This is a genomic window from Acinetobacter sp. NPDC052428, from assembly GCF_044547685.1.
In the GTDB taxonomy this organism is placed as follows: domain Bacteria; phylum Pseudomonadota; class Gammaproteobacteria; order Pseudomonadales; family Moraxellaceae; genus Acinetobacter; species Acinetobacter lwoffii_G.
This window is the reverse complement of sequence record NZ_JBIUAT010000030.1, coordinates 12,576-33,483: the sequence shown is the minus strand read 5'-3', so window position 1 is coordinate 33,483 and position 20,908 is coordinate 12,576. Positions and strand designations below refer to the sequence as shown.

14 protein-coding genes and 2 pseudogenes are annotated in these 20,908 nt (G+C 40.3%); 8 read left to right on the top strand and 8 right to left on the bottom strand.

Annotated features, from left to right (window positions below):
- Nucleotides 1–960, bottom strand: a pseudogene (locus ACIG3F_RS13275) (tape measure domain-containing protein); the annotation flags it as partial.
- An 845-nt stretch (nt 961–1,805) separates the two neighbouring features.
- Here ACIG3F_RS13275 and ACIG3F_RS13270 point away from each other — a divergent pair.
- Complete coding sequence (locus tag ACIG3F_RS13270) at nt 1,806–2,021, top strand: hypothetical protein (RefSeq protein ID WP_396470267.1); 216 nt, start codon at nt 1,806–1,808, stop codon at nt 2,019–2,021.
- A 371-nt stretch (nt 2,022–2,392) separates the two neighbouring features.
- Here ACIG3F_RS13270 and ACIG3F_RS13265 read toward each other — a convergent pair whose 3' ends face one another.
- Nucleotides 2,393–2,626, bottom strand: a complete 234-nt coding sequence (locus ACIG3F_RS13265; RefSeq protein WP_085064616.1) for a hypothetical protein — start codon at nt 2,624–2,626, stop codon at nt 2,393–2,395.
- A gap of 1,361 nt (nt 2,627–3,987) precedes the next feature.
- Here ACIG3F_RS13265 and ACIG3F_RS13260 point away from each other — a divergent pair.
- Nucleotides 3,988–4,707, top strand: coding sequence for a hypothetical protein (locus tag ACIG3F_RS13260; RefSeq protein WP_396470266.1), 720 nt, complete (start codon nt 3,988–3,990; stop codon nt 4,705–4,707).
- 837 nt (nt 4,708–5,544) lie between these two features.
- On the opposite strand, the gene ACIG3F_RS13255 is transcribed toward ACIG3F_RS13260, so the two are convergent.
- On the bottom strand, nt 5,545–5,907 hold the full coding sequence (locus ACIG3F_RS13255) for a helix-turn-helix domain-containing protein (RefSeq protein WP_101161123.1): 363 nt from the start codon (nt 5,905–5,907) through the stop codon (nt 5,545–5,547).
- Nucleotides 5,908–6,680: 773 nt separating this feature from the next.
- Between ACIG3F_RS13255 and ACIG3F_RS13250 the strand changes: the two genes are divergently transcribed.
- Together ACIG3F_RS13250 and ACIG3F_RS13245 are read left to right on the top strand one after the other, a co-directional pair.
- Nucleotides 6,681–7,121 (top strand): hypothetical protein, encoded by a 441-nt coding sequence (locus ACIG3F_RS13250; RefSeq protein WP_396470265.1) that lies wholly within the window; start codon nt 6,681–6,683, stop codon nt 7,119–7,121.
- A 361-nt stretch (nt 7,122–7,482) separates the two neighbouring features.
- A complete protein-coding gene (locus ACIG3F_RS13245) occupies nt 7,483–8,058 on the top strand; it encodes a plasmid replication DNA-binding protein (RefSeq protein WP_396470264.1) in 576 nt (191 codons plus the stop codon).
- A gap of 213 nt (nt 8,059–8,271) precedes the next feature.
- Here ACIG3F_RS13245 and ACIG3F_RS13240 read toward each other — a convergent pair whose 3' ends face one another.
- On the bottom strand, nt 8,272–9,096 hold the full coding sequence (locus tag ACIG3F_RS13240) for an Abi family protein (protein ID WP_085064611.1): 825 nt from the start codon (nt 9,094–9,096) through the stop codon (nt 8,272–8,274).
- A gap of 286 nt (nt 9,097–9,382) precedes the next feature.
- Here ACIG3F_RS13240 and ssb point away from each other — a divergent pair, with 286 nt between their 5' ends.
- On the top strand, nt 9,383–9,709 hold the full coding sequence (gene ssb, locus ACIG3F_RS13235; protein WP_396470263.1) for a single-stranded DNA-binding protein: 327 nt from the start codon (nt 9,383–9,385) through the stop codon (nt 9,707–9,709).
- A gap of 323 nt (nt 9,710–10,032) precedes the next feature.
- Here the strand turns inward: ssb and ACIG3F_RS13230 are convergent.
- Nucleotides 10,033–10,329: pseudogene (locus tag ACIG3F_RS13230) on the bottom strand (DNA-directed DNA polymerase); the annotation flags it as partial.
- 68 nt (nt 10,330–10,397) lie between these two features.
- Nucleotides 10,398–11,030: a TetR/AcrR family transcriptional regulator gene (locus tag ACIG3F_RS13225; protein ID WP_396470262.1), complete on the bottom strand. Its 633-nt coding sequence runs from the start codon at nt 11,028–11,030 to the stop codon at nt 10,398–10,400.
- A 182-nt stretch (nt 11,031–11,212) separates the two neighbouring features.
- Between ACIG3F_RS13225 and ACIG3F_RS13220 the strand changes: the two genes are divergently transcribed.
- The 3 genes from ACIG3F_RS13220 to ACIG3F_RS13210 are packed head-to-tail and all read left to right on the top strand — an operon-like array spanning nt 11,213 to nt 15,269.
- Nucleotides 11,213–12,685: an efflux transporter outer membrane subunit gene (locus ACIG3F_RS13220; protein ID WP_004894696.1), complete on the top strand. Its 1,473-nt coding sequence runs from the start codon at nt 11,213–11,215 to the stop codon at nt 12,683–12,685.
- Nucleotides 12,682–14,214: an MFS transporter gene (locus ACIG3F_RS13215; protein WP_004894703.1), complete on the top strand. Its 1,533-nt coding sequence runs from the start codon at nt 12,682–12,684 to the stop codon at nt 14,212–14,214. Before ACIG3F_RS13220 ends, ACIG3F_RS13215 begins: the two co-directional genes overlap by 4 nt.
- Before the next feature lie 20 nt (nt 14,215–14,234).
- On the top strand, nt 14,235–15,269 hold the full coding sequence (locus ACIG3F_RS13210) for an HlyD family secretion protein (protein ID WP_126036454.1): 1,035 nt from the start codon (nt 14,235–14,237) through the stop codon (nt 15,267–15,269).
- Between the two features lie 823 nt (nt 15,270–16,092).
- On the opposite strand, the gene ACIG3F_RS13205 is transcribed toward ACIG3F_RS13210, so the two are convergent.
- The gene (locus tag ACIG3F_RS13205; protein ID WP_396470261.1) at nt 16,093–17,088 is read right to left on the bottom strand and encodes a hypothetical protein; all 996 of its coding nucleotides are present in this window, start codon (nt 17,086–17,088) and stop codon (nt 16,093–16,095) included.
- Nucleotides 17,089–17,408: 320 nt separating this feature from the next.
- Nucleotides 17,409–20,900 (bottom strand): plasmid replication protein, CyRepA1 family, encoded by a 3,492-nt coding sequence (locus ACIG3F_RS13200; protein WP_396470260.1) that lies wholly within the window; start codon nt 20,898–20,900, stop codon nt 17,409–17,411.
- Between the last annotated feature and the right edge of the window lie 8 nt (nt 20,901–20,908).

Sequence of the window (20,908 nt, the reverse complement as noted above, 5' to 3'; positions counted from 1 at the left end):
ACCAGCTGCCTTAATCTCATTAAGTGTTACAGCTTCACTGCTTTGCTCTAGTGCCGAAAATGCATTTCTTGCTGTCAGTAATTCACGCTCTAGGGTATTAATACTATTGGTGCCAATGCTGCCAATACGTTCAATTTCTTTGGTACTGAGGCTTGCGCCGTCACCCATACTTTCAATGGCACGGGTAGCGGTCTGTGCTTCTCCCACTACGCCGGTTAGATCTACGGCGCTAAAGCGTTGTACCTGGTTAATAGCTGATTGGGTGGCACCATCCACGCCCTTCATGGCATTGATAGCGACACCCTGATAATAATTGAATGCACTAGATGCTTCGTTAATGGCATCTTGAATGCTTAAAACACGCTGCTTGGCAATCTCAATATCTTGCAAGGTGCCATCAGTGCTTTGTAGACGAACTAATTCAGCCTGAGCGGCTTTCAGCGCCAAATTTAGCTCATTGAGACCCTGCTCACCTGCACTAGACATTGCGCGAAGTTCACCGGCACTAATGGTCGACTTATCACCTAAGGCTTCAATCTCTTTTGCGGCAGAGAAGAATTTATTGCCTAGCATTTCTGCTAACTGAACAGCGTCACCTGGAATGGCACTACCAAGCTCAAATCCAGCTTTATTGGCTTTATTGGCTGTGTCCTGAAGCTCATTGCCTAAGCCATCAATCTTGCCGGCCGCCTGAATAGCTTGACCTTGCAGTTCGCCAGCTGCCTGAGACACCTCACCTAACTTGCCTTTCGCCTGATCAGCTTTCTTGTGGAGGTCATCTGGTACAATTTTACCGACTTCTTTGGCGGTCTCAGCTGATGTTGTTTTAAGTTTATCTGATTCTATTTTTATCGCATCAAAGAGGGCTTTTGCGGTTTTTTCAGACTGCTGGACATTAGACACGAAGCCTTTTGTATCAGCATCCATCACCAGTTTAAAAGTTAAATTTTTCCCACTCATACATAATCCTTACTTGGTTATCTCTTGGCCTGTCACAACAAAGAGCTACATGTCGAAATGACACTTTACATTCTACCAAATACAAGAGTAGACACCGAGTAAAACCTTTAATTTAAAAAGGCTTTTATAGTATTGAGTGGAAATTATTGTCTAAAAGGTTACATAACAAATGCGCCCCAATAGACATAAGGTTACATGGAGAAAACATGCCTTTAACACTTTGTTTTTAAAGCAAAGCGCAAAATTGCGTTCACCATGTGATCGTTTAAGCATGTCTTATTTAGGAGGAATGATTGGTCCTACATGGATTTTATCTAGCTGCTTAATGTAGGAGAGAAAGTCATCACGATCTATTAGATCCATCTGCCTAAAAGATGTTAGAGCGCCATGGATCATCCAATACCTTTTGTCTGCTCGTTCTGTATGACTCAATAGACCCACTAGGGCGGTTAATTCTGCATTAAGCCAATTCTGTATTTTGTTTTTAAGCACTATTTTGTTCCAGCTTGATCAGAAATGAATAGCCAATATTGTCATTGGTAGCGTTATTCTCTCCTATGGCGAATGATGACCTTATTCTGTAATCACTCCATCATTATTTGCTTGTGCGCCGTCTTGGCGTAGTGATGTGATGACCATGAGTGAAAAGTAGTTAATATAGGCTAACCAGACCCGTTTTAAGGCCCTAGTACCTTTAAAAGGGGCATCCTATTCGGCGGTACTGGTGTCAAAGCGCCGTAATAAATCCCCACATAGACACACCCATATATTCCGGATATGGATTTCAATCAATTCTTAGTGCTTTATCGGTACAATGTGGGTATATCTGGTCAGGATGAGTCTGCATGAAAAATCTAAACCATCGAGAGTGTATAAAGCTTATTGATAGGCAAATTAAAGCCAAGGGTTTTTGCTGTGAGGACGATGCAAAAGCACTGATGTATCATAAGAGGCAACAAACGAAGAATCGCTTTAATGAGCTGAAGATTGAGACTAGTAGACCAATCATTAAGGCTCTTGATTGGCTCAATAAGGTACTATTTAAAAAAATAAGTGGATAAATTGAGATGGAAGCAGATTTTCTTCGTTATCAGACCGAGCGCCAAGAACTAATAAGCCAGATTAAATTATTGAGCTCAGATCCAGGCACACTTAAGCATTTAGAAACTAAAACTATTACCGAGTTAATGCGGATCTACTATGCAGGGTTTAATAGCCAGTGCGCTCGATGTGGGCATGAGGCTCAAGCTATTCCGTTTAAATCAATATACCGAAGTAACGCATCGTAAATAGATGTGATAGGTATCTGTATTTTAGCTATGCATTGGATCGCATCTCACTGCTTATCAGTGGATATTTCACTACAACCCTTTCAGATTTGAAATCCAGAAGGGTCACATTTGAAATGCTACCCTTCTATTTGGCAGATGAATTAATTAGATGGATCCACAGTAATTCTCACATAGCGATAAAGGAATCCTGCTTTTTCATCAGATCCGCTGTTCAATTCCATCTCATGCACTAAATCCTCTATCCGGCCTTCATGTAGTTCACCATCAATCGTTAAAGATATCCTCTCACCTATACGTGGCATTACAGGAAAATCAACTCCGACTGAACTGTCAGGATCTCCTTTGAAATCTATTGCAACTCTGGTTGTGCTCATATGGTCCCACCTTGAAGTTATCTAAACTATATTAATAACACGGAATACTGCAGATACTGCTGAGGCCACCTGAAACCCAATGAAGCTGAATGAAAGCGCCGTATTTTAGCGATACAGCATTCACGCACATTACCTTGACAGCACATCACCAAAAAGCACCCTAAAAACCACTTCAAAACCTTATCAGATAAGCATTACAGCCATTTTATTAAAACTGCATTTCGTCAAGGTACGTCAAGGTAAATTAGCTAAAAACTTACTTTGACAAGGTATGCCGTAAATATTCTATAAAATCTCCTATAAGCCTTATCAGCCATAGAGCACAGCCCTTTTATATGCTTTTCATAAAACTTGCTTTCGTCAAAGTACGTCAAAGAAGAAATGGTCGATTTCATCAAGGTACATCAAGGTACATCCTGTCCAGATTTAAAATCCATCCAGATAGTTTTTGTTTTACGGCGTATTTATGGAAAATGCTCTCTATGCCAGTTACATCAAGGCATATAGCAATTTAATGAAATTGATTTCGTAAAACTACGTAAAACAAAACACCATCAATTATTCTTTACGGCGCTTATTTCGTTTCCTTGATGGGCAACCAGCAGAAAGACCATGAAAACAGCTTCAAAGCTATATGCAGCAAGGTTTTCCGCTATTTTGAGGAAATCTAATTCCATCAAGATTCATCAAGAACAAACAAATCTAGCACTACTACTTCATACAAAATATTTTAAATTTTGCTCAGTAACGCTTTTAGAAAAAGTATGAAACGCACAGTAAAAATGTCAGAAACGGACGGTTAAAAATCCCCAAATATGTCAGAAACGCACAGTAAAAATGTCAGAAACGGACGGTATGGAATGTCAGAAACGCACAGTTTCCGGCTGTGTAACGGTAGACATGAGTACTTATTGATCTAAATTTTTGGGCTTTGGATAATAGGCCTTAAATGCCATGTTTTGTCATGCCATGAAATTGAGAAAGAAACGGGCGGAGATAAGCAAGGATCATCCAGATCTGGATCATGGTATGCATAGATGCGTATGGTGAGTAATTAGCCTGAAGAATGTCCAGAAATAGCCCCGACTTATGGTTTTTTATCAAAATTTATCTAAATCATTAGGAAAATAGTGCAACACATTTTTACCAATTTCACAGCAATTTATTGATAAATATAATTTAAATAGTCATTTTATCTTGGTTGACGAAGGTGCTAAAAACATGGGGTTTTCATGCATAATTAGTGCAAATAAGGGTAAATTGATGCGCTTTTTATGCAATTTCATGCCAAAAACAGGCTTAAAAATGCAATCAAGGGGTATCTAGCGTGTATTTCATGGCAAATATTGTGAGTTTTATGCATGAAAAAAGACAAGAAACGTATGGTGGAGGATTATCTAAGTATAGATAGCCGATCTATGGCCAAATCGAATTCACTGGCAGACGGCGCTGCAGGTACATGGGTTTGGAAGAATGGTAAAGGTGATATCGTCGGGAGTGTAGGTTATCTTCACCAGGACGGCGTACTTGCCCTCCAATATGCAATTGATGGCCAAGCGATACAACGGTACATCAAGGTAACGTCCACACCATGCAATTTCGGAAAACATCGGTACTGGTTCTTATGCCCTAATCATGGCTGTAGTAAGCGTGTAGCAAAACTTTATCTGGCTGATGGTGTATTCCATTGCAGGCACTGCCATCAACTCAATTATCAGATTCAGCAATGTCCTAAGAGATATGTTGCCAAGCTCAATATGCAAAGCATGCGCATAAAACTCGGATGGCCATTAGATTGTGACCAGGTTCCATTCATTAATAAGATACATAAGCCACTTAATAAGAATAAGAGGACGTTCCAGGCTATGGTTGCAAAGCATGATGAATATGAGCGTCAGTACAATGCTGCATCTATAGCATTCCATAATGCATTTATGGATAAGCTAGGCAGACCCACGGAAAGCAAATACTCGGAATTAGAGACTTATGAACGCCCATTAAAATCCAGTTTAAGCCCTATCCGTAGCAAGGCTAACAGATCTGCCAAGAAGGCCAAGCATCTATGCCCAGACGGTGATTAACATAAACCAATTGGGTTTTGTTTGGGTTTGAGGAAATTCCCAATAGCACAGCGCGTAGATTAACGATTCGTGCACGCCCATTTAAGCTACGTTTATTCAATACCTGGGATGAAAGATTGATTTCAGCATATACCAAAATCAAAGTATCTATCGCTTTGGGAAATACCGAAACAATAATAAGCGATACCAATAATACTCAAACTATTCACTACGATAATTTCGTAGTAGATCGCACCGTATTGATTCTATTGATTGGGTCAAAATGAGCCAATCGGGAATAGAAGGAATGATAGGGAAATCAGCCTAAAACTAGGGATAAAATAGGGGTACAAAATAGGGCGGCTTTGATGTCTAAAACCTGTGTTCCGTGATACACAATACGTGTAACAGGTATATAAGGGCCATGTCCGTACTTTTGATCATTTTATATACTTGGACTATGTTACTACATCAAAAAAATGCTGTTACCACATCAAAACCTGTAATAGTGATTTCCTGTTACCACATCAAAATATAAACCTTATGCCATGTTTCGATTTAAATTTTTTATGTAGGGCTTTGGCTAAATCCCTTAATAATTTTATCCTGGCACATTCACCCGATTTTCAATAATCCAATACACACCCAAACATGGCATAAGCCAATCAATCTCCCATTTTTTGGGGAGATGATCCAAGCCCCAGTGATCGACCACAATCAATGACAATGACCCTCAAAATGAGTGCCGTTATGATTCCAGGTCTTATCAGATCCCAATGTTAGGTTTTGTGAGGCTTAAAAATATGACAGCGTAATTTTGCGCTGTCATTCCCTAGATTCTGGATAATCTGCTGATCGTTAATGCCGAATTCGTCTATCAAAAATAGTCCGCGTTCTAGGATCAAGCCGTTCTTGATCATATTTAGCTTTTAGTCTCCGTTTTATAATATCTCTTGTTATCTCGTAGAACATCCCATCACGACTGGAATATTCGATCTGATATTCCATAGCTACATTATAAATTTCATCAACTGGCACTTGTAAGTGCTGGGAATAAAACTCAACCATATCCCTGCTAATTTCTCCATTACTACCCCGCTCTATATTTGAAATAAAGCTACCACTGCACCGAAGGCTCTGGCCTAATTCGGTTTGTGTTATTTTCCTGCCTTCTCGAATACCAGCTAAAACAGCACCTAAATAATGATTTAAGATGTTCATAATTATTTCCTTTGAATGTATTGAAAACAGCCTACTAAATTTTTATGGCTAATTGGATGTAAAAAAATACATACTTATAATTAACTGAAAATTAATGAATTATTTTTTAATTTTTTTTAGATAGTTGTGTTTTTCCGGTATAGCTTATTTCCCTAGTATGCCCCTATACCGCCGTCTACTTGGTAAAATTTTCTAGGCTTTCCGTTCTGTAACTTATTGTTTTCAAAGCAAAGCTCAAAATTGAGCGCTTTAAATTTATCAGGGCATCTTAATTTCTCAATACGTTGTCTATTTATTCAGTTGTCATGATAGATGAATCTGCATGGTCATCTTGACCATGCAGCTATTAGGTTGGTGTTGGCCAGGTGGTATTCCTTTCCACTACACTTAAAGTTTAGTTAGCATTTCGAGGTTTTTCGGATCGGGACCATTTCCCCCACTGAGGGATATGAGTAATCTTGCTCGCGTTTTAAATGTGACCAAGTGACTTGCTCTACCACTTGGCCAGCCAAGTTAATTCAGCATTTGAATTGCGGATTTAAAATCTGAAATTCTACTGACCATCTTAAAGATGGTTAGTATGGATTTGGGCTCCACCAAAAAGTGGAAGCCAAAAAGGGCTGTCAAAAATGACGTGCAGCATAAGCTCCTCTTTTTTGAGGAGCTTTATTGCAAAGGGTGATATTTAAAATTCACCCCATACCTGCGCCACCGCCTGGTGGATCAGAGCGAAAAGGTACTAATATAATAGCTGGGCCATATTGAGATAATTAATGAAAGTAAAGATTCCTACACATGAAGACTATCGCAGCCATACTGGTCTTCATTATCGCAATTTATGGGCATCAATAGATGATGGATGGATTTGTCCTGCGTGTGGGCGCAATAAATTTCAAATCATGAAATGGACTCTAAGATTTCCTGCTTCTCCGCACAAATTCATGGACTGGGTTGCTGCTTTACATAAGCATCATGATCACTCTGTTGCTCCCTTTGAGAATGGCCAGCACCGATTCTCTGAAACTTTAATATGTGGTCAGTGTAATGCTGCTGATGGAGCTGCGAAGAGAAAATTAGGATTGCCATCTAACTTCTCATTTTCTCCACAAGAAATGCGAACTTTTATTCAAGCAACACCACATGGCAAGCATACAATTAACTTTGATTTGGCCTCTAAAATTTATCAATCACTCTCTGCTAGTATTGCTGAATAAGCTAAGGATTTTTTGCTTTTAACACCCGATGAACACTCGTTGTACCAACGCCATTGGCGGGTATGTTATTATTGTCTAATCGTTCAGGGGTGGGCGAAGTGCATGCTGGTGGATAACAACACCGGATCTGAATCTAGTTCGGACTTGCACACAGAATGCCAGGGTCATGTCTGGCATTTTTTTCGCCTATGAAAAATAATGATCTATATATACCCCACCCATCGAAACATCCTATAGCAACGCCGTATATGTAGATATTTGCTCGGGTTTTAGATTATGCTCAAGAGGTTTACTTGGTAGACATCCACCCCATGTCACCAATAGACAGATGTTTACACCCCTGAAATTAGAAGATTAAGACATGACAACACAGCTTTCCGTGATAGAAGTTGCCGAACTGTATGGCTTCAATAGACAGACAGTTTACAAGCGCATTAATAAGGGCGAATTATCCAAGAACTCAGATGGCAAAATAGACCTTGCTGAAGCAATCCGGGTATTTGGTGAGCCAGCATCAAGAAACAAGCCTGTTACATCGATAAATCCAGAAGATACAGTGCCTTCCTTGGAGGTAGACATGCTTAGGGAGCAGGTAGACATTCTTCGAGAGCAGTTACGCTTATCTATGGATCGTGAGCGATTGGCCAAGGATAGGGAAGAAGTAGCACTGGATCGTGAGCAGTTTTATCAAAATCAAATTGAGATGATGCAACGTCTACTTATGGCACCTAAGCCATCTGAAGAACCTGTACCGGTACCAGATACGCCGTCTGCTCAAAATGATGTCCAGCCAAGTGAGGATGTAACACCTAAGGCTGAGTCGACATCGCCGGTAGACAAAGATTTACATGGAGTTACACCAGATACCGCGGCACAAAATAAGTCTGATGACGGGGGAGCACCTAAAAAAGGGTTCTGGTCTAGCCTGTTCCAATGACAACTTTAGTTTACAATGAAAAATTAAATTGTTAATATGTTCTTGTAGTCTTACAGAACTGGTGATTTAGTTCATAAGGTCTTTAACCCAAGGAGTGTTATTGACTGGTATCTGTAGGCAGAGATATGAAAGGGGTCAATCAGAAATGATTGGCCCTTTTCTTTTGTTGGTGTTTACCAAATATAGCAGATGTCATGCGCTCGGCATGACACTTTAATATGAAAACCCATCGATGCCTTCTTGGCTGGCCAAGTGCATCAGTCTTTGATAAGACTTGGTTCCCTTGTAGTGAGAGAGCGTATCTTGGCATAGCCATGAGAGCAGCTGCAGTGCGCGTCGAATCTCACCACCTAGACGCTGAATTACCTCAATCTGGTTTTTTGGCTCAGGCAGCTTTATTTCACCTTTAATAGGGCCTTTTACATCCCCAAACTTCCATACAGGCTCCTGGTGAGCCAACCGGTTGCGCCAGTCCCGTACAACCTTGATATGGTCAATAATCATCTGATGATGCTTATCCGGGCTCATGTTAATGAAATAGGGAAAGATAAGAGGGAAAAGCTTATGCCAATCTATTAGATCGCCGTTGTTGTATTTCTTGGCAGACAGAACATAAGACCACTTACCAAATTCAAGCTTGGAAATAACAATCTGGGGCAATAGATTTAGGTTTCTCCTACCTTTATGGGTGATTTTCCTAAAAGCTTTACCGGTTTCGGTAAAAATATCTTCACCCTTGTAATCTTTTTTTCTATTTCCTTTCCTATCTACCTCAATAAAGCTGAAATGCTCATACCAGGCAAAATTACTGTTTACTGCTCCATTGAACTTAAGTGAAACTTCTTCACTAAGAGCTACATGAATTTTATTCCTTAAGCATACTTCAATGGTACTAAGCAAAATATAAAGCTCAGATGCTAATGCTAAGTTCCAGTGATAATAGTGAATACATGCATCATCAGACTTACAGCCGAAAATCTTTCGATATGAAGATAAACGTGGAGAGCTAATTGATTTAATTACGCCATGCTTGGTCATTTTTCCCGATTTCTTCCCTCTATCAATCCACTCATGTTAAATCAATTTAATTGATAGTTTTGGCTATAATTCATACTTTCTATTGGCAAAATATACCAATATCAGCGCAGATAGTTACTCTTTCAGGAAAAGCCCAATGATGTAGCCGATTGTCTACGGCGCTACATGATTTAAATACTTATATATCAATAGCTTAAAAATTGCATTTCGTATAATACTAATTATGTTAAACGACCTGCTCAAGCTATATACTTGTATATATCCAGCCGAAACTAAAAGAGCACTTATGCCAAATGTAAACCGCGCCGTTATCATGGGAATCCTAGGCAAGGATCCAGAAGTAAAAACATTTGAAAATGGATCTTCTATTGCTTCCTTCAGTGTGGCTACATCTGAATTCTGGAAAGACAAGAATACCGGTGAGCGTAGAGAGCTGACTGAATGGCACCGGATTGTAGTTCAGGGCCGGCTGGTGGATGTAGTATCCAAGTACCTAAAGAAAGGTGGCAAGGTTTATATCGAGGGATCTCTGCACACACGAAAATGGAAGGACAGTAAAGGAAATGATCGTGAGGCTGTAGAAATTAAGGCGAAAGAATTACAGCTACTCTAATAATCAAAATTTGATTTTAATAATTAATAATATAAAGCCCATTTATTGGGCTTTTTAATACCCTATAAAAATGAAACATATAATCCATAATTAATAATAACTCTTATTATTTTCAACCTATTTTTATAGAGACATGCAAAATAATATACATTATGTTAACTTGGTTACATGATACATTTACTTCATAACTCCCTGTGTCCATAAAAGTTAATTTTGAAATTTTCAGTAGAAATTAAAGCTAAAAATGAAATCGGCAAAAAATAAAGCTAATTATGAAATAAAACCCATTTGTGCAAAATTTCATAATTAGCTTTATAAAATGAATATGTATTTTTCTTCACAATATGGTTAGCAAGTTTTGCCTCCGTTTTGGTTCGACCAATGCCGATACATACTGCTAGATCAAGCCAAGATAAAATGCGCTGAAGCATTTGTTGCGCATATCCAGTCAAATCATATTTTTCAGCATAAGGCGTCAGATCTAAAAAACACTCATTAATGGAATACACCTCCTGTTCTTTGGGAGATACAAATTCTGAAAGTATTTTCATGAATCTGCGTTACACCTCAGCATATAAAGCATAGTTGCTAGACAGTACTTGTATGTTATTTTGTTCCACAGTGCATACGAGGACTTACTAACGCCTGTTATATAAAATAAATAAGTAGATTTTTTAGAAACAAGAAATCATTTTGACTGTTCGCACCCATAAGCACGCATAAAAGTTGTTACAGCGATATTGACCCATTGATCAACCTGTATGTCAGAGGGAGCAGCATTTGGATGAGTAAGACATTGTAGTTGGGGTTCACTTCTAACCAGATTGATAAATAAGCTAGCAGCGTTATCACAGCCCAATTCACTTAAATCGATCTCTCCTGCTGCTGCTGCTGCATGAGTGAGTTGCTCGGCAATCATGTTAATCATGACTTGTGGACCAGCTAGATAAAATACTCGTGCAAGATTAGGGAACCGTATTCCCTCTGCGATTACCACACGAAAAACTGCAAGCCCCTCAGGTGAAAGCACAATCTTAAGATAAGCATGTGCCAATAAAGTTAGAGTTTCTCTTAATTTTCCATTTTCAAATTGAATATCACGGACAGTATCCGTAAATGTGGTACATTCAGCCTCAATAACTGCGGTGAATAGCATTTCTTTGTTAGGGAAATGCGCATACATTGTTGATTTAGAAACCCCTGCCTCTTGTTGAATCATGTCCGTGGTCGCTGCGGCAAAACCATGTGTTAAAAAAACATGACGGGCCGCCTGAAGAATTTGTAGCGCTTTACCAGTAAATTCATGATTCATCTGCTGCATCAAAGATATCCAAATATTAAAAGAACTATTTATAGCATATTGACATTATATCAAACCGATCGGTACACTTCAATCATGCCAACATTTTAACTAAGTCACCCATTCTTATGGATGTAGTGAGATTTCTGGTATTTTTCTCCACAAATTAAACCGAGCGGTACGGTACAAAACAGGATTTATAGATGTCTATGAAGTTACAGTCACTACTACAAAATGCAGGTACAGCATTTTGTATAATTTCACTGTGTGGATGTACCGTCGGTCCTGATTTTGCAAAACCCCGCAGTGAAATCACGCAGCTCCCACAGGCATCTCGCCCAGATGATATTTACAGGAACTACCTTTCATCAGTGGCGAAAACTCCTGATGAGTGGTGGTTGATATTTAATGATAAAGTTTTGATTGAGCTGCAGTCACGTGCCAAGTTAAATAATCTTGATTTGCAAATGGCAGCAGAACGTATTGAACAAAGTCGGGCTCAACTCGGCATTACCTCCTCACAGCTTTTACCTACGATTGATAGTTCAGCAAGTTATTCCCGTGAGAAGTTGAGCCAAAATGGCAAGTTTGCAGCTCTGGGGGCTCCGACAAACGCCAGCGATTTTTGGCAATTAGGCTTTGATGCCAGTTGGGAACTAGATTTATGGGGACGTACTAGACGGATGCGTGAAGGGGCAACCGCTTCTTTTGAAGCAACCCTTTATGATCGTGAAGCAGCTCAAGTGGCATTGACTGCGGAAGTGGCAAAAACTTATCTGCAGTTACGTGGTATACAGGCACAGCTTGCAATTGCCCAACAAAATCTGGACATTGCTAATCGTCTGGTCAAATTGACTGAAAGCCGTGAACGTAATGGCGTAGCAACACGGTTTGAAACTGCATCTGCTTTGGCACAACATGCTAGTATCAAGGCTATGCTGCCTGACCTAATGCAGCAGCGTAATCAATTAATGAATGCACTTGCTTTATTGATAGGTGAACAACCAAAAGCATTGGATGCACAATTAAGTCAGGCTTTGACTTTACCTGAATTACCACAGAATATTCCGGTCGGTCTGTCTTCTGAATTAGCACATCAACGTCCTGATATACAACGCGCAGAGGCAAAATTGCATGCAGCAACCGCAGCGATTGGGGTTGCCAAAGCTGATTTTTATCCTCGTATTGGTTTAAGGGGACGTATTGGTGTAGAAGCATTTGAACTGGACGATTTGGCTAGTTGGGATTCCCATTTATTTTCTGTTGGTCCAACGGTTTATTTACCTATTTTTCAGGGTGGGAAACTAACACAACGTTTAGCATTGAATGAATCCCGTCAAAAAGAAGCGGCTCTCGCCTATCGTCAAACTGTGCTACGTGCTTGGCATGAAGTAGATAATGCTATTGATACATGGTCAGCTCAACGTAGTCATCATGCTGAATTGGTAATTGCTTATCAGCAAAATAAAGAGGCTTTCCAAACAGCTAAACGAAGTTATCAGCAAGGTGTGGCGGATTATATGACGGTACTCACCGCACAACGTCAATTACTTGCTGCACAAAATCAGTTAAATACCAGTTCTACCAATGCAGCGATAAGTGTGGTTAATCTGTATAAGGCATTGGGTGGCGGTTGGGATGTCACCACGTTTCATAATTCTTTGGTGACACCATGAGTAGTACATCATCATCACCAGCTACAGGAAATCGTCCACCGAAACGTGCCATTTTGGGATTACTCGGTATTTTGATAGCTGCCATGATGGCAGGGCTGAATAATCGTGTTGGTGCGTTGGCGTTAGCTAATATTCGTGGGGCTTTGGGTTATGGCCTAGATGATGCCTCTTGGCTGACAACGGTATATAGTGCAGGTGAATTGATTGCAATGCCTTTTGCTGCATGGTTTGCAATTACTTTATCGATGCGTCGCTTTGAATTATGGATGATTAGTCTATGTGCCTTTTTGGCACTGATCCTACCCTTTATTCATCAGCTTAATTTACTGTTATTTTTCCGTTTTATACAGGGTATTGCCAGTGGAACAATGATTCCATTATTGATGATGGCAGCTCTAAAATTTCTACCACCCCATATTCGTTTGCATGGATTGGCACTGTATGCGCTGACTGCAACATTTACCCCAAATCTCTCTATTTGGTTAACCGGCTTCTGGACTGATGGCATTGTGGATTGGCGTTGGGCATATTGGCAGATTATTCCACTTGCCTTGATTTCGGGTGGATTGATTGCTTGGGGTTTGCCAAAAGATAAAATCCAAATGGAACGTTTTCCGCAGGCCAACTGGTTCGGGATGGCTTTGGGTGTTCCTGCGCTAGGTTTAATTGCCGTTGCCCTTGACCAGGGTATTCGTCTGGACTGGTTTAATTCCCCACTTATTGTGATGTCACTTGTGGCAGGTTTAACCTTATTGGCAGTTTATCTGCTAACAGAATGGTATCACCCATCGCCCTTTATCAAATTGCAAATTCTCAGTCGTCGCAATCTTGGATTAGGTTTTAGTCTATTTGTATTTCTGTTGATTGTCTTGACCTCAGGGGCATTATTACCAATGCGTTATCTTGAGGCTATACAGAATTATCGTCCACAGCAGATGGCATCTATCGGATTGATGATTGCCTTGCCACAACTGATATTAGGTTCAGTGGTTGCTATTTTCCTATATAAAAAATGGATTGATGCACGCTGGATTTTTGCAAGTGGATTATTGCTAATCGCCCTGTCCTGTTTTTTAGGCATGCATCTTAACTCTGAATGGAATAGAGACCAATTTGTGCTGATTCAAAGCCTGCAAGCCTTTGGGCAGCCGATGGCAATCGTGTCCATGTTATTCCTTTGTACTAGCGTTGTTCAACCAGCCGAAGGTCCTTATGTTTCGGGCACGATTAATACCTTGCGTGCTTTTGGAACACTTTTAGGCGGTGCGGTGGTTGGGCAGTTTATGGTGATACGAGGACAATTTCATGCAGAAATGTTATCCAGTCATGCCGCATTCACTCATCCTACACTTGCAGAACCGCTAGAACCTGCACAACTTATGGCAATCATTACTCAACAATCACTGGTTCTATCGGTGGCTGATACTTATTTGGTACTCGGTGTACTGGCATTGTTACTGATTCCATTTGTTTTACGTTTGACCTATATCCCTGCCCCAGACCTACAACAGGCTCAAAACCTCCAGTGATTTAATCAGGATACTTCATCATGTCATTACCAAAGAAAACCAAAATCATCAGTATTGTCGTGTTGCTTATTGTGGCGATTGGCTGTGTGATTTATTTAAATTCACCACAGTCCAATGCATCCAGTCAATCCACGGATGATGCTTATGTACAAGCAGATTTTACTTTGGTAACCCCTCAAATTTCAGGAACCCTCCATCAGGTCTTGGCTGAAGAAAACCAACAGGTCAAAGCAGGTGATTTACTGGCAACTATCAATGATGCGGATTTTATTGTAGCTGTCGATGCTGCCAAAGCTCAGGTTGAAAGTGCAAATGCCTCTATTCAAAATGTTCAAGCACGACTGGCACAACAGCAAACTGCTATCCGTCAAGCACAGATGGCCATTGATGTAGATAATGCCGAATTAAAATTGGCTAAAGAAAATCAAACCCGTTACCGTAATCTAGCTGCGGATGGTTCAGGTACAGTACAAGCGATGCAACAAGCTGAAGCACAGTTAAGCATCCATCTGGCCAGTAAAAATAAAAGTCTGGCTGGGCTTGATGCAGCAAAACAACAAATTAATATTTTAAAAGCTGAATTGGAAAGTGCGAAAGCGACACTGGCTCAGGCGAAAGCTGCTCAAGCGGCTGCGGAATTAAAACTGTCCTATACCCAAATTACAGCACCTGTTGATGGCGTAGTAGGACAAAAATCAGTACGTGCAGGTACTTTTATTAATACAGGAAAACCTCTGATGGTGATTGTACCTTTGAATAAACTGTACATCACTGCAAATTTCCGTGAAACCCAACTTGCTCATATTAAAACTGGGCAAAATGTTGATATTAAAGTTGATGCACTACCGAAAACGGTATTAAAAGGTACTGTAGAAAGTGTTGGTCCTGCCAGTGGTGTTAGTTATTCAGCAGTAGCTCCACATAATGCGACAGGTAATTTTACTAAGATTGTGCAGCGTTTGCCTGTACGTATTCGCATTTTACCTAATCAAGATGAAGCAAATAAGTTACGTGTTGGTATGTCTGTAATCCCAACAATTTATATCAAGGATTAGCAATAAAAAAGCCCTCTATTAGAGGGCTTTTTTATTATTTACTTTGTTCTGACTTTAATTTTAAAAAGTTAAAATTTATCCAATTAACTCTGCCTACTAATAACTATCAAAACTAAAAAACCATACTCTGCCCAATGTTTAGACAATGCATCTTGATGGTTAAAAACCATCGATTTCACCAAGTTCATGAACTAGAAAAATTTCAAAATAAAAACTATATAGACAAATCCATGATTTTATTAATATTCGAATGATGTTTTGTTATGAACTAGATTTCAGGTGAACATAAGTTAACCAAAAAATTGGAAACAGATTACTACTATAATCTGTTTCCAATTATACACAGGTAAGTCTCTGGTACTGTATTTCTGGAATTAACATAATATATTTTACGGCAGGCAGCATACTAAAGATTACTTATATAATCTTTAGTTCCCTGTATTTTTACCCCCCTACCCCACTATTAAAATAAATATTTCCCAGTCCTCTGCAGACCAACATGTAACTCTATGCCTACCCGATACACCAGATTAGACACACATTTGTACCTCAGTGTATCTCTGTGTTTGGAAATGCTTATAAATAAAGCAAAACACCTGTGATCACCATGCCTACGGTGTTGTAACGTAATGACAAAGTAGTGACAGGGGTTTACGTAATAGTAGACAGACCACTCCCCCACATGCTGCATATAACTATTATTATGTGCAGTACCTATAAAAATCCTATAAAAACAATACTCCCCCATATACTGCATATAATCTCCATTATGTGCAGTATATGGGCGGGAATAATTAATTATAGAGTGGTTTTAGTAATTTACTTAAATAGGATAGTCTTCAAAATATTTTCGCTGATTCAACCATTCAGTTTGAACGCTATAGGATTTATCTTCAGTCTTTAATATTGGTGCAGTAATTTCACTAATTTCCCAATTCGGACGAGTTAATGTATAAAAGACGCTTTTATATTCTGGTGCGCCAAATAATCCCTGAAAGATCCTTTCACCATACTGACTCTCAAGCAGGATATGAATTGCAGCTACGGCATCCAGTAAATGCTTAAGATTTGCATGAGGTATATTATCGCTTCTATTATGCTTTACTTGATTGTAGGCATTGTACCAGGGGATCGATGCAGTAGATCTGCTTTCACTCCAGTCCTTAAACGGTGTAAATATTCCTAAACTCGAATACTGGGTAAGTTCGACCTCATATAGATTAAGCTTTAATACATCTCTGCAGTGTACATAGTCCGCGGTGCTATATCTTTCTTTTTCCCGATAACCATTTTCGGTCAATACCTTAAGCAATAGATATTCAACCTCGGTGCATGCCAGGATCAGCAGCTCCCTTATCTTATGACCATAAGTTTTTAGGTTAAGTTCAACTGGCTCAATAAAGTTAAATAAGTTATCAAGGCTCGACTGTATGTTCTGATAGGCTCTCATATCCTGCAAGAAGTTAGGATTAAAGGGATTGAACTCAATATTCTTACGAAAAATTCTAGGGTAATAGTAGCCTGGATATTTAATCCGATGGAGCTGCACAACATTAGGATTTATGAGTGCTTTTCTTGATAAGAAATAGTTAATAGCTTTCGGTGTTATCTGCTCAGGATCTCCTTCTTCCATACCAATTGCAAAGAGTCGACTCCATGTATGCCATGAAGAAATATCATCAGTGGTCAAAATGGTGGACCCTGAAGCAGGGTAAACGATATAGTGGACTTTATCGCCGTCCCTTTGGAAGAATCCAAGATCTCCGCTTTCATTGCGAAAAACTATTAATTCCTTATCGTTGCCACAAGATTCACTCATCCTCAAATCCATTTTCTAAAAATAAAATTTATGCTTATTTAAACACATTTAAGCAACATGCTTAGGCTATTCAGATAGCTCATTGGTATTAGCTTTTTTTGCACAACCACACTGTGTGAGCATGCTATTGCCTGTTGGTCACCCTGCTTTTTTGAAAACTAGACTTGCTAAAAAAGATGTACACATGACCCCTTTTCTCTATAGAAAAGTGTACACATGACTCTATTTTCCTATAGAAATACAGGAAAGAATTTACTTTACTGGGTACATTGGATGTAGCTGCATTTCATGTGCCTACATTTCATGCTATGAGTTACCATCTACTCATTCACGATCCTATAGACCATGTGAAATACACCCTCATCCGGTCCATCATTGGCACTTGGCCTGATTACCTCTACCTGCTGCAACCTGACATTGCCATTTTCTATGCCTGATACCAAATGATTCAGCTCTAATTTATTGATGACATCCAGCTCAAATTGATTGACGGCGTTATTCGCTACATGGACCTGCTCTGAGTTAAATTTCAGGTCACTATATTCCTGCATCAGGTTGAGAGACTCAGACTCAATTTGGTAGTAATGCGACTCACCAACCAGATCCAAAAGATGTACAGATGACCTATTTTCTGTATATAAGTATACGGCCATGTGTACACTTTTCTCTGAATTGCGTTTTCGCTTCGCAGTGAGTCCCATGTGCTTCAGAATGTCATTTAATTCCTTTGCCGGGGTCTTACTAGGCTTATAGTTTTCTGCGCCAAAATAGCGAGGAATGGCACCAATGGATACCAGCAGGAAACGATACTTATAAACCCGATCAATAATCTTTTGTGCGCACTGCTTATAGAAGATTGAACCAGGTGCAAACTCCACACCATTAAACACGATTGAATAGATCTTGCTGAGCGCCTTCCGGTAGCTTCGGGATGTAATGTCCTTCTGATTGTCATTCAGGGCTTTATAGCGACCTATAGCAGCACTGAAGCGCACAACCTTACTTGGACTTACCATTAGGTCACGATCAGTTAGCATATGGTCTGCTGAATACCCCAGTGATTTCTTAATATGCCATGCTTCCAGCTCAATCAGTTCCTGTTCATCAAGGAAGGTTTTTAACTTTAAGCTTTCTGCTACGGCGTCAGAGATAGGACAAGCTGTTTTTAAAGCATTCAGGCGCTCTTCACTGACTTCTTCCTTCGCCTGCTTTAAGTTTTCTTTATGGTCTGCCAGGAATTCATAATCTTCCGCTGATAGCTCGTACCTGCAAATCTCAAAGCGTTTTGAGTTTAGGATCCATAGTAAGCCGTTGGCAAAGTTGGAAATCGCTCGATAGCGGCTTTCGATCATGTTAGTGCGTAATTTGGAGAATTCCGTAATTTCAGCTTCTTTACCATCCTCAAGCACACTGGCCTGTTGTCTACCCATAAGTAAACGCGAAGCCTTAATTTCGGTCTTTTGTTTTTGATTTAGGAATAGATGGAACTCTTTGCAACGGCGCACACGCCCAATCATCTGATATGCATCGGTAGGCTTGATAGTCCCACCAGAGAAGAAGCCAGCAACAAAGTCAAAATGATCGTGCTCAATGGATAAGCCAGAGCTAATTACACTGCTGGCAATCACTACATTATATTTTTTCGATTCTTCAGCCGGGTTGCTCAGGAATGCAGCCTGCTCTTTCATTCCCTGGTTGGGTCCAGTAATAGCCAAGTGTTTGATATCGTCATAGTGACTCAAGGCGCGTGACAGCTCGTTTACTTTGTCTTTGGTATCGCATGTAATCCATATGTTCTGATTGTCTACCATGATTCTAGACAGGATATGCCTAAACAGCCCCGCGTCGGAGTTATGGACATATACCTTTTTGCCTTCATCTTTTGGTTTAATCTGGACAAAATTGAACTTTTCTCCAGGGCGGCAGCGTTCAATAAACTTTAGCGTACGCTCATTGATGTTGGCATCAGCAACAATCAAACATTCAGCCTTGGCCACAATTTCACAGAGAAGATCATGCACCAGTCTGGCATCTGTGTGATGAAACATATCATCGGTAGTGAAAGCCTCGAGCACCTGTGATATCTCATCGATAAACACATACTTGTTGCGCCGTACAAAATCCCGGAAATGCTCATAATTGATACTTGGAAGACACACGGATAGTGCATCTTGTGAACTTCGCCACTGGTCAAATTTTCCCTGCTTTATGGCCTTCTTAACGGCGTGTTTCTCATCTTCATAATGATCCGTTTTAAGTCTTTCACTCATTTCACGGATCAGGCTGCGCAAGTGAGCAATAGACAGAAATGTATGCCTATTCGTGTAACACCATCTGCGAAATGGGAAACCTACCCGCTGGGTCTTTCCTGATCCGGTAGGTGCTTGAATGATGTAAACGCCCTTGTAGTATCGCTGTTCCCGGTAAGGAACTAGAGTTACATTCTGCATGTCTACCGGTACAAATACCTTGTTCTTGAATATCTGGCCATAATTGCGAAGCTTAAGCTGGTCTAAGCTGTCAATGGCTTGAAGGCGGTGCTGTTTTAGCTTCTTTGGTGAGACCCATACTTCAGATAAAGCGGCCTTCTCATTGCACTCTAGGATGTAGTTCACCTTTGCAATGATACTGTCCAGTGTAGCCGGATGTAGTCTGCCGGATGTAGCCAGGTCAATAGACTCTCTTACATCCCATATACTCATCTGGTATGGGATGGACTTAATACATTTGACTGCATAGCTATGTGCCAGGTCCGCGCATCGCATTGGATCCATTTCCATAGACATGAGTTGAAGTAATCTATCACCAGACATGTCTACGGCACTGGATTTCAGTTGCTTCCATGCATCCAGCACTGGTAAGTCTGTCACTGGAGACGATGAGAGAACATCATTGATCTGGTCTTTGGCCAAATCCGCAAAGTCTGAGCCTGGCTTGGGCGGCATGTAAAATTTTGCGCCAGTCTCCATGGCAACTTTATGCCCTTTACCGCGTGCAATAATTTGCTGCCTGGTAAGTAATACTTTCTTGGTCAGGTCATCATTACGATCTACGGCGTTATCATTATCGGCAATAATGAAATCATCAGGCTTGGCCAGCTTTCCAAATACTTCTTTAATTTTATCTGCAGTAAAACAGACCACAACTCGGTGACCGGTAGCATGGTGAAATGCCAGCCCTGTTTTATAGCCCTCGCAGAAGGCAGAAGGCAGCTTCCCATCTATTACAAAGTGATAATTTGTTGACTGCGCGCCAGCCAGTGGGCGCTTACCCTCCATGGTAATGAATTGAAGGCTAACGATCTCATTGGTTTCAATATCATGTAGTGGAATGATGAGCGGATCTACAAAGTATTGCTTCCCACTGGTTTTTACATGACTGAGCCGCCGTGCTCCGATTGGAGTAATCCAGGCTGTTTTAGGATTGCTTTGCAAGTATGGGTGCTCATTACAATCTACAGCTCTATTCCAGATCTGCTGAGCCTCATTCTTCTTGGCGGCATAGCTTTGTTGTTTTAGTTGCTGCTCTTTTTGTTTAGCCCATTCTACCTTGCGCCGTAGCTCTGCAATTTCCTCTTCAGTAGGTGCTTTGTTGCTACTCCACTCAGGATTAAACGCACCACTGGCACCAGTAGCATGGTCATAGTAAAAGTATGTCCCATCGGTCTTGAGTCTTACAGACGTAGAAGTGTTTTTAGAATTTTTCCCAATTGATGGGATTCGATATTCTGCTTCAGGGGAAAGATAGGCTGGCAGCCTGTCTGTGTTATACCCCAGATCGCTTAAAAAATGATGGACGGTCTTTAACAACATGTTATAAT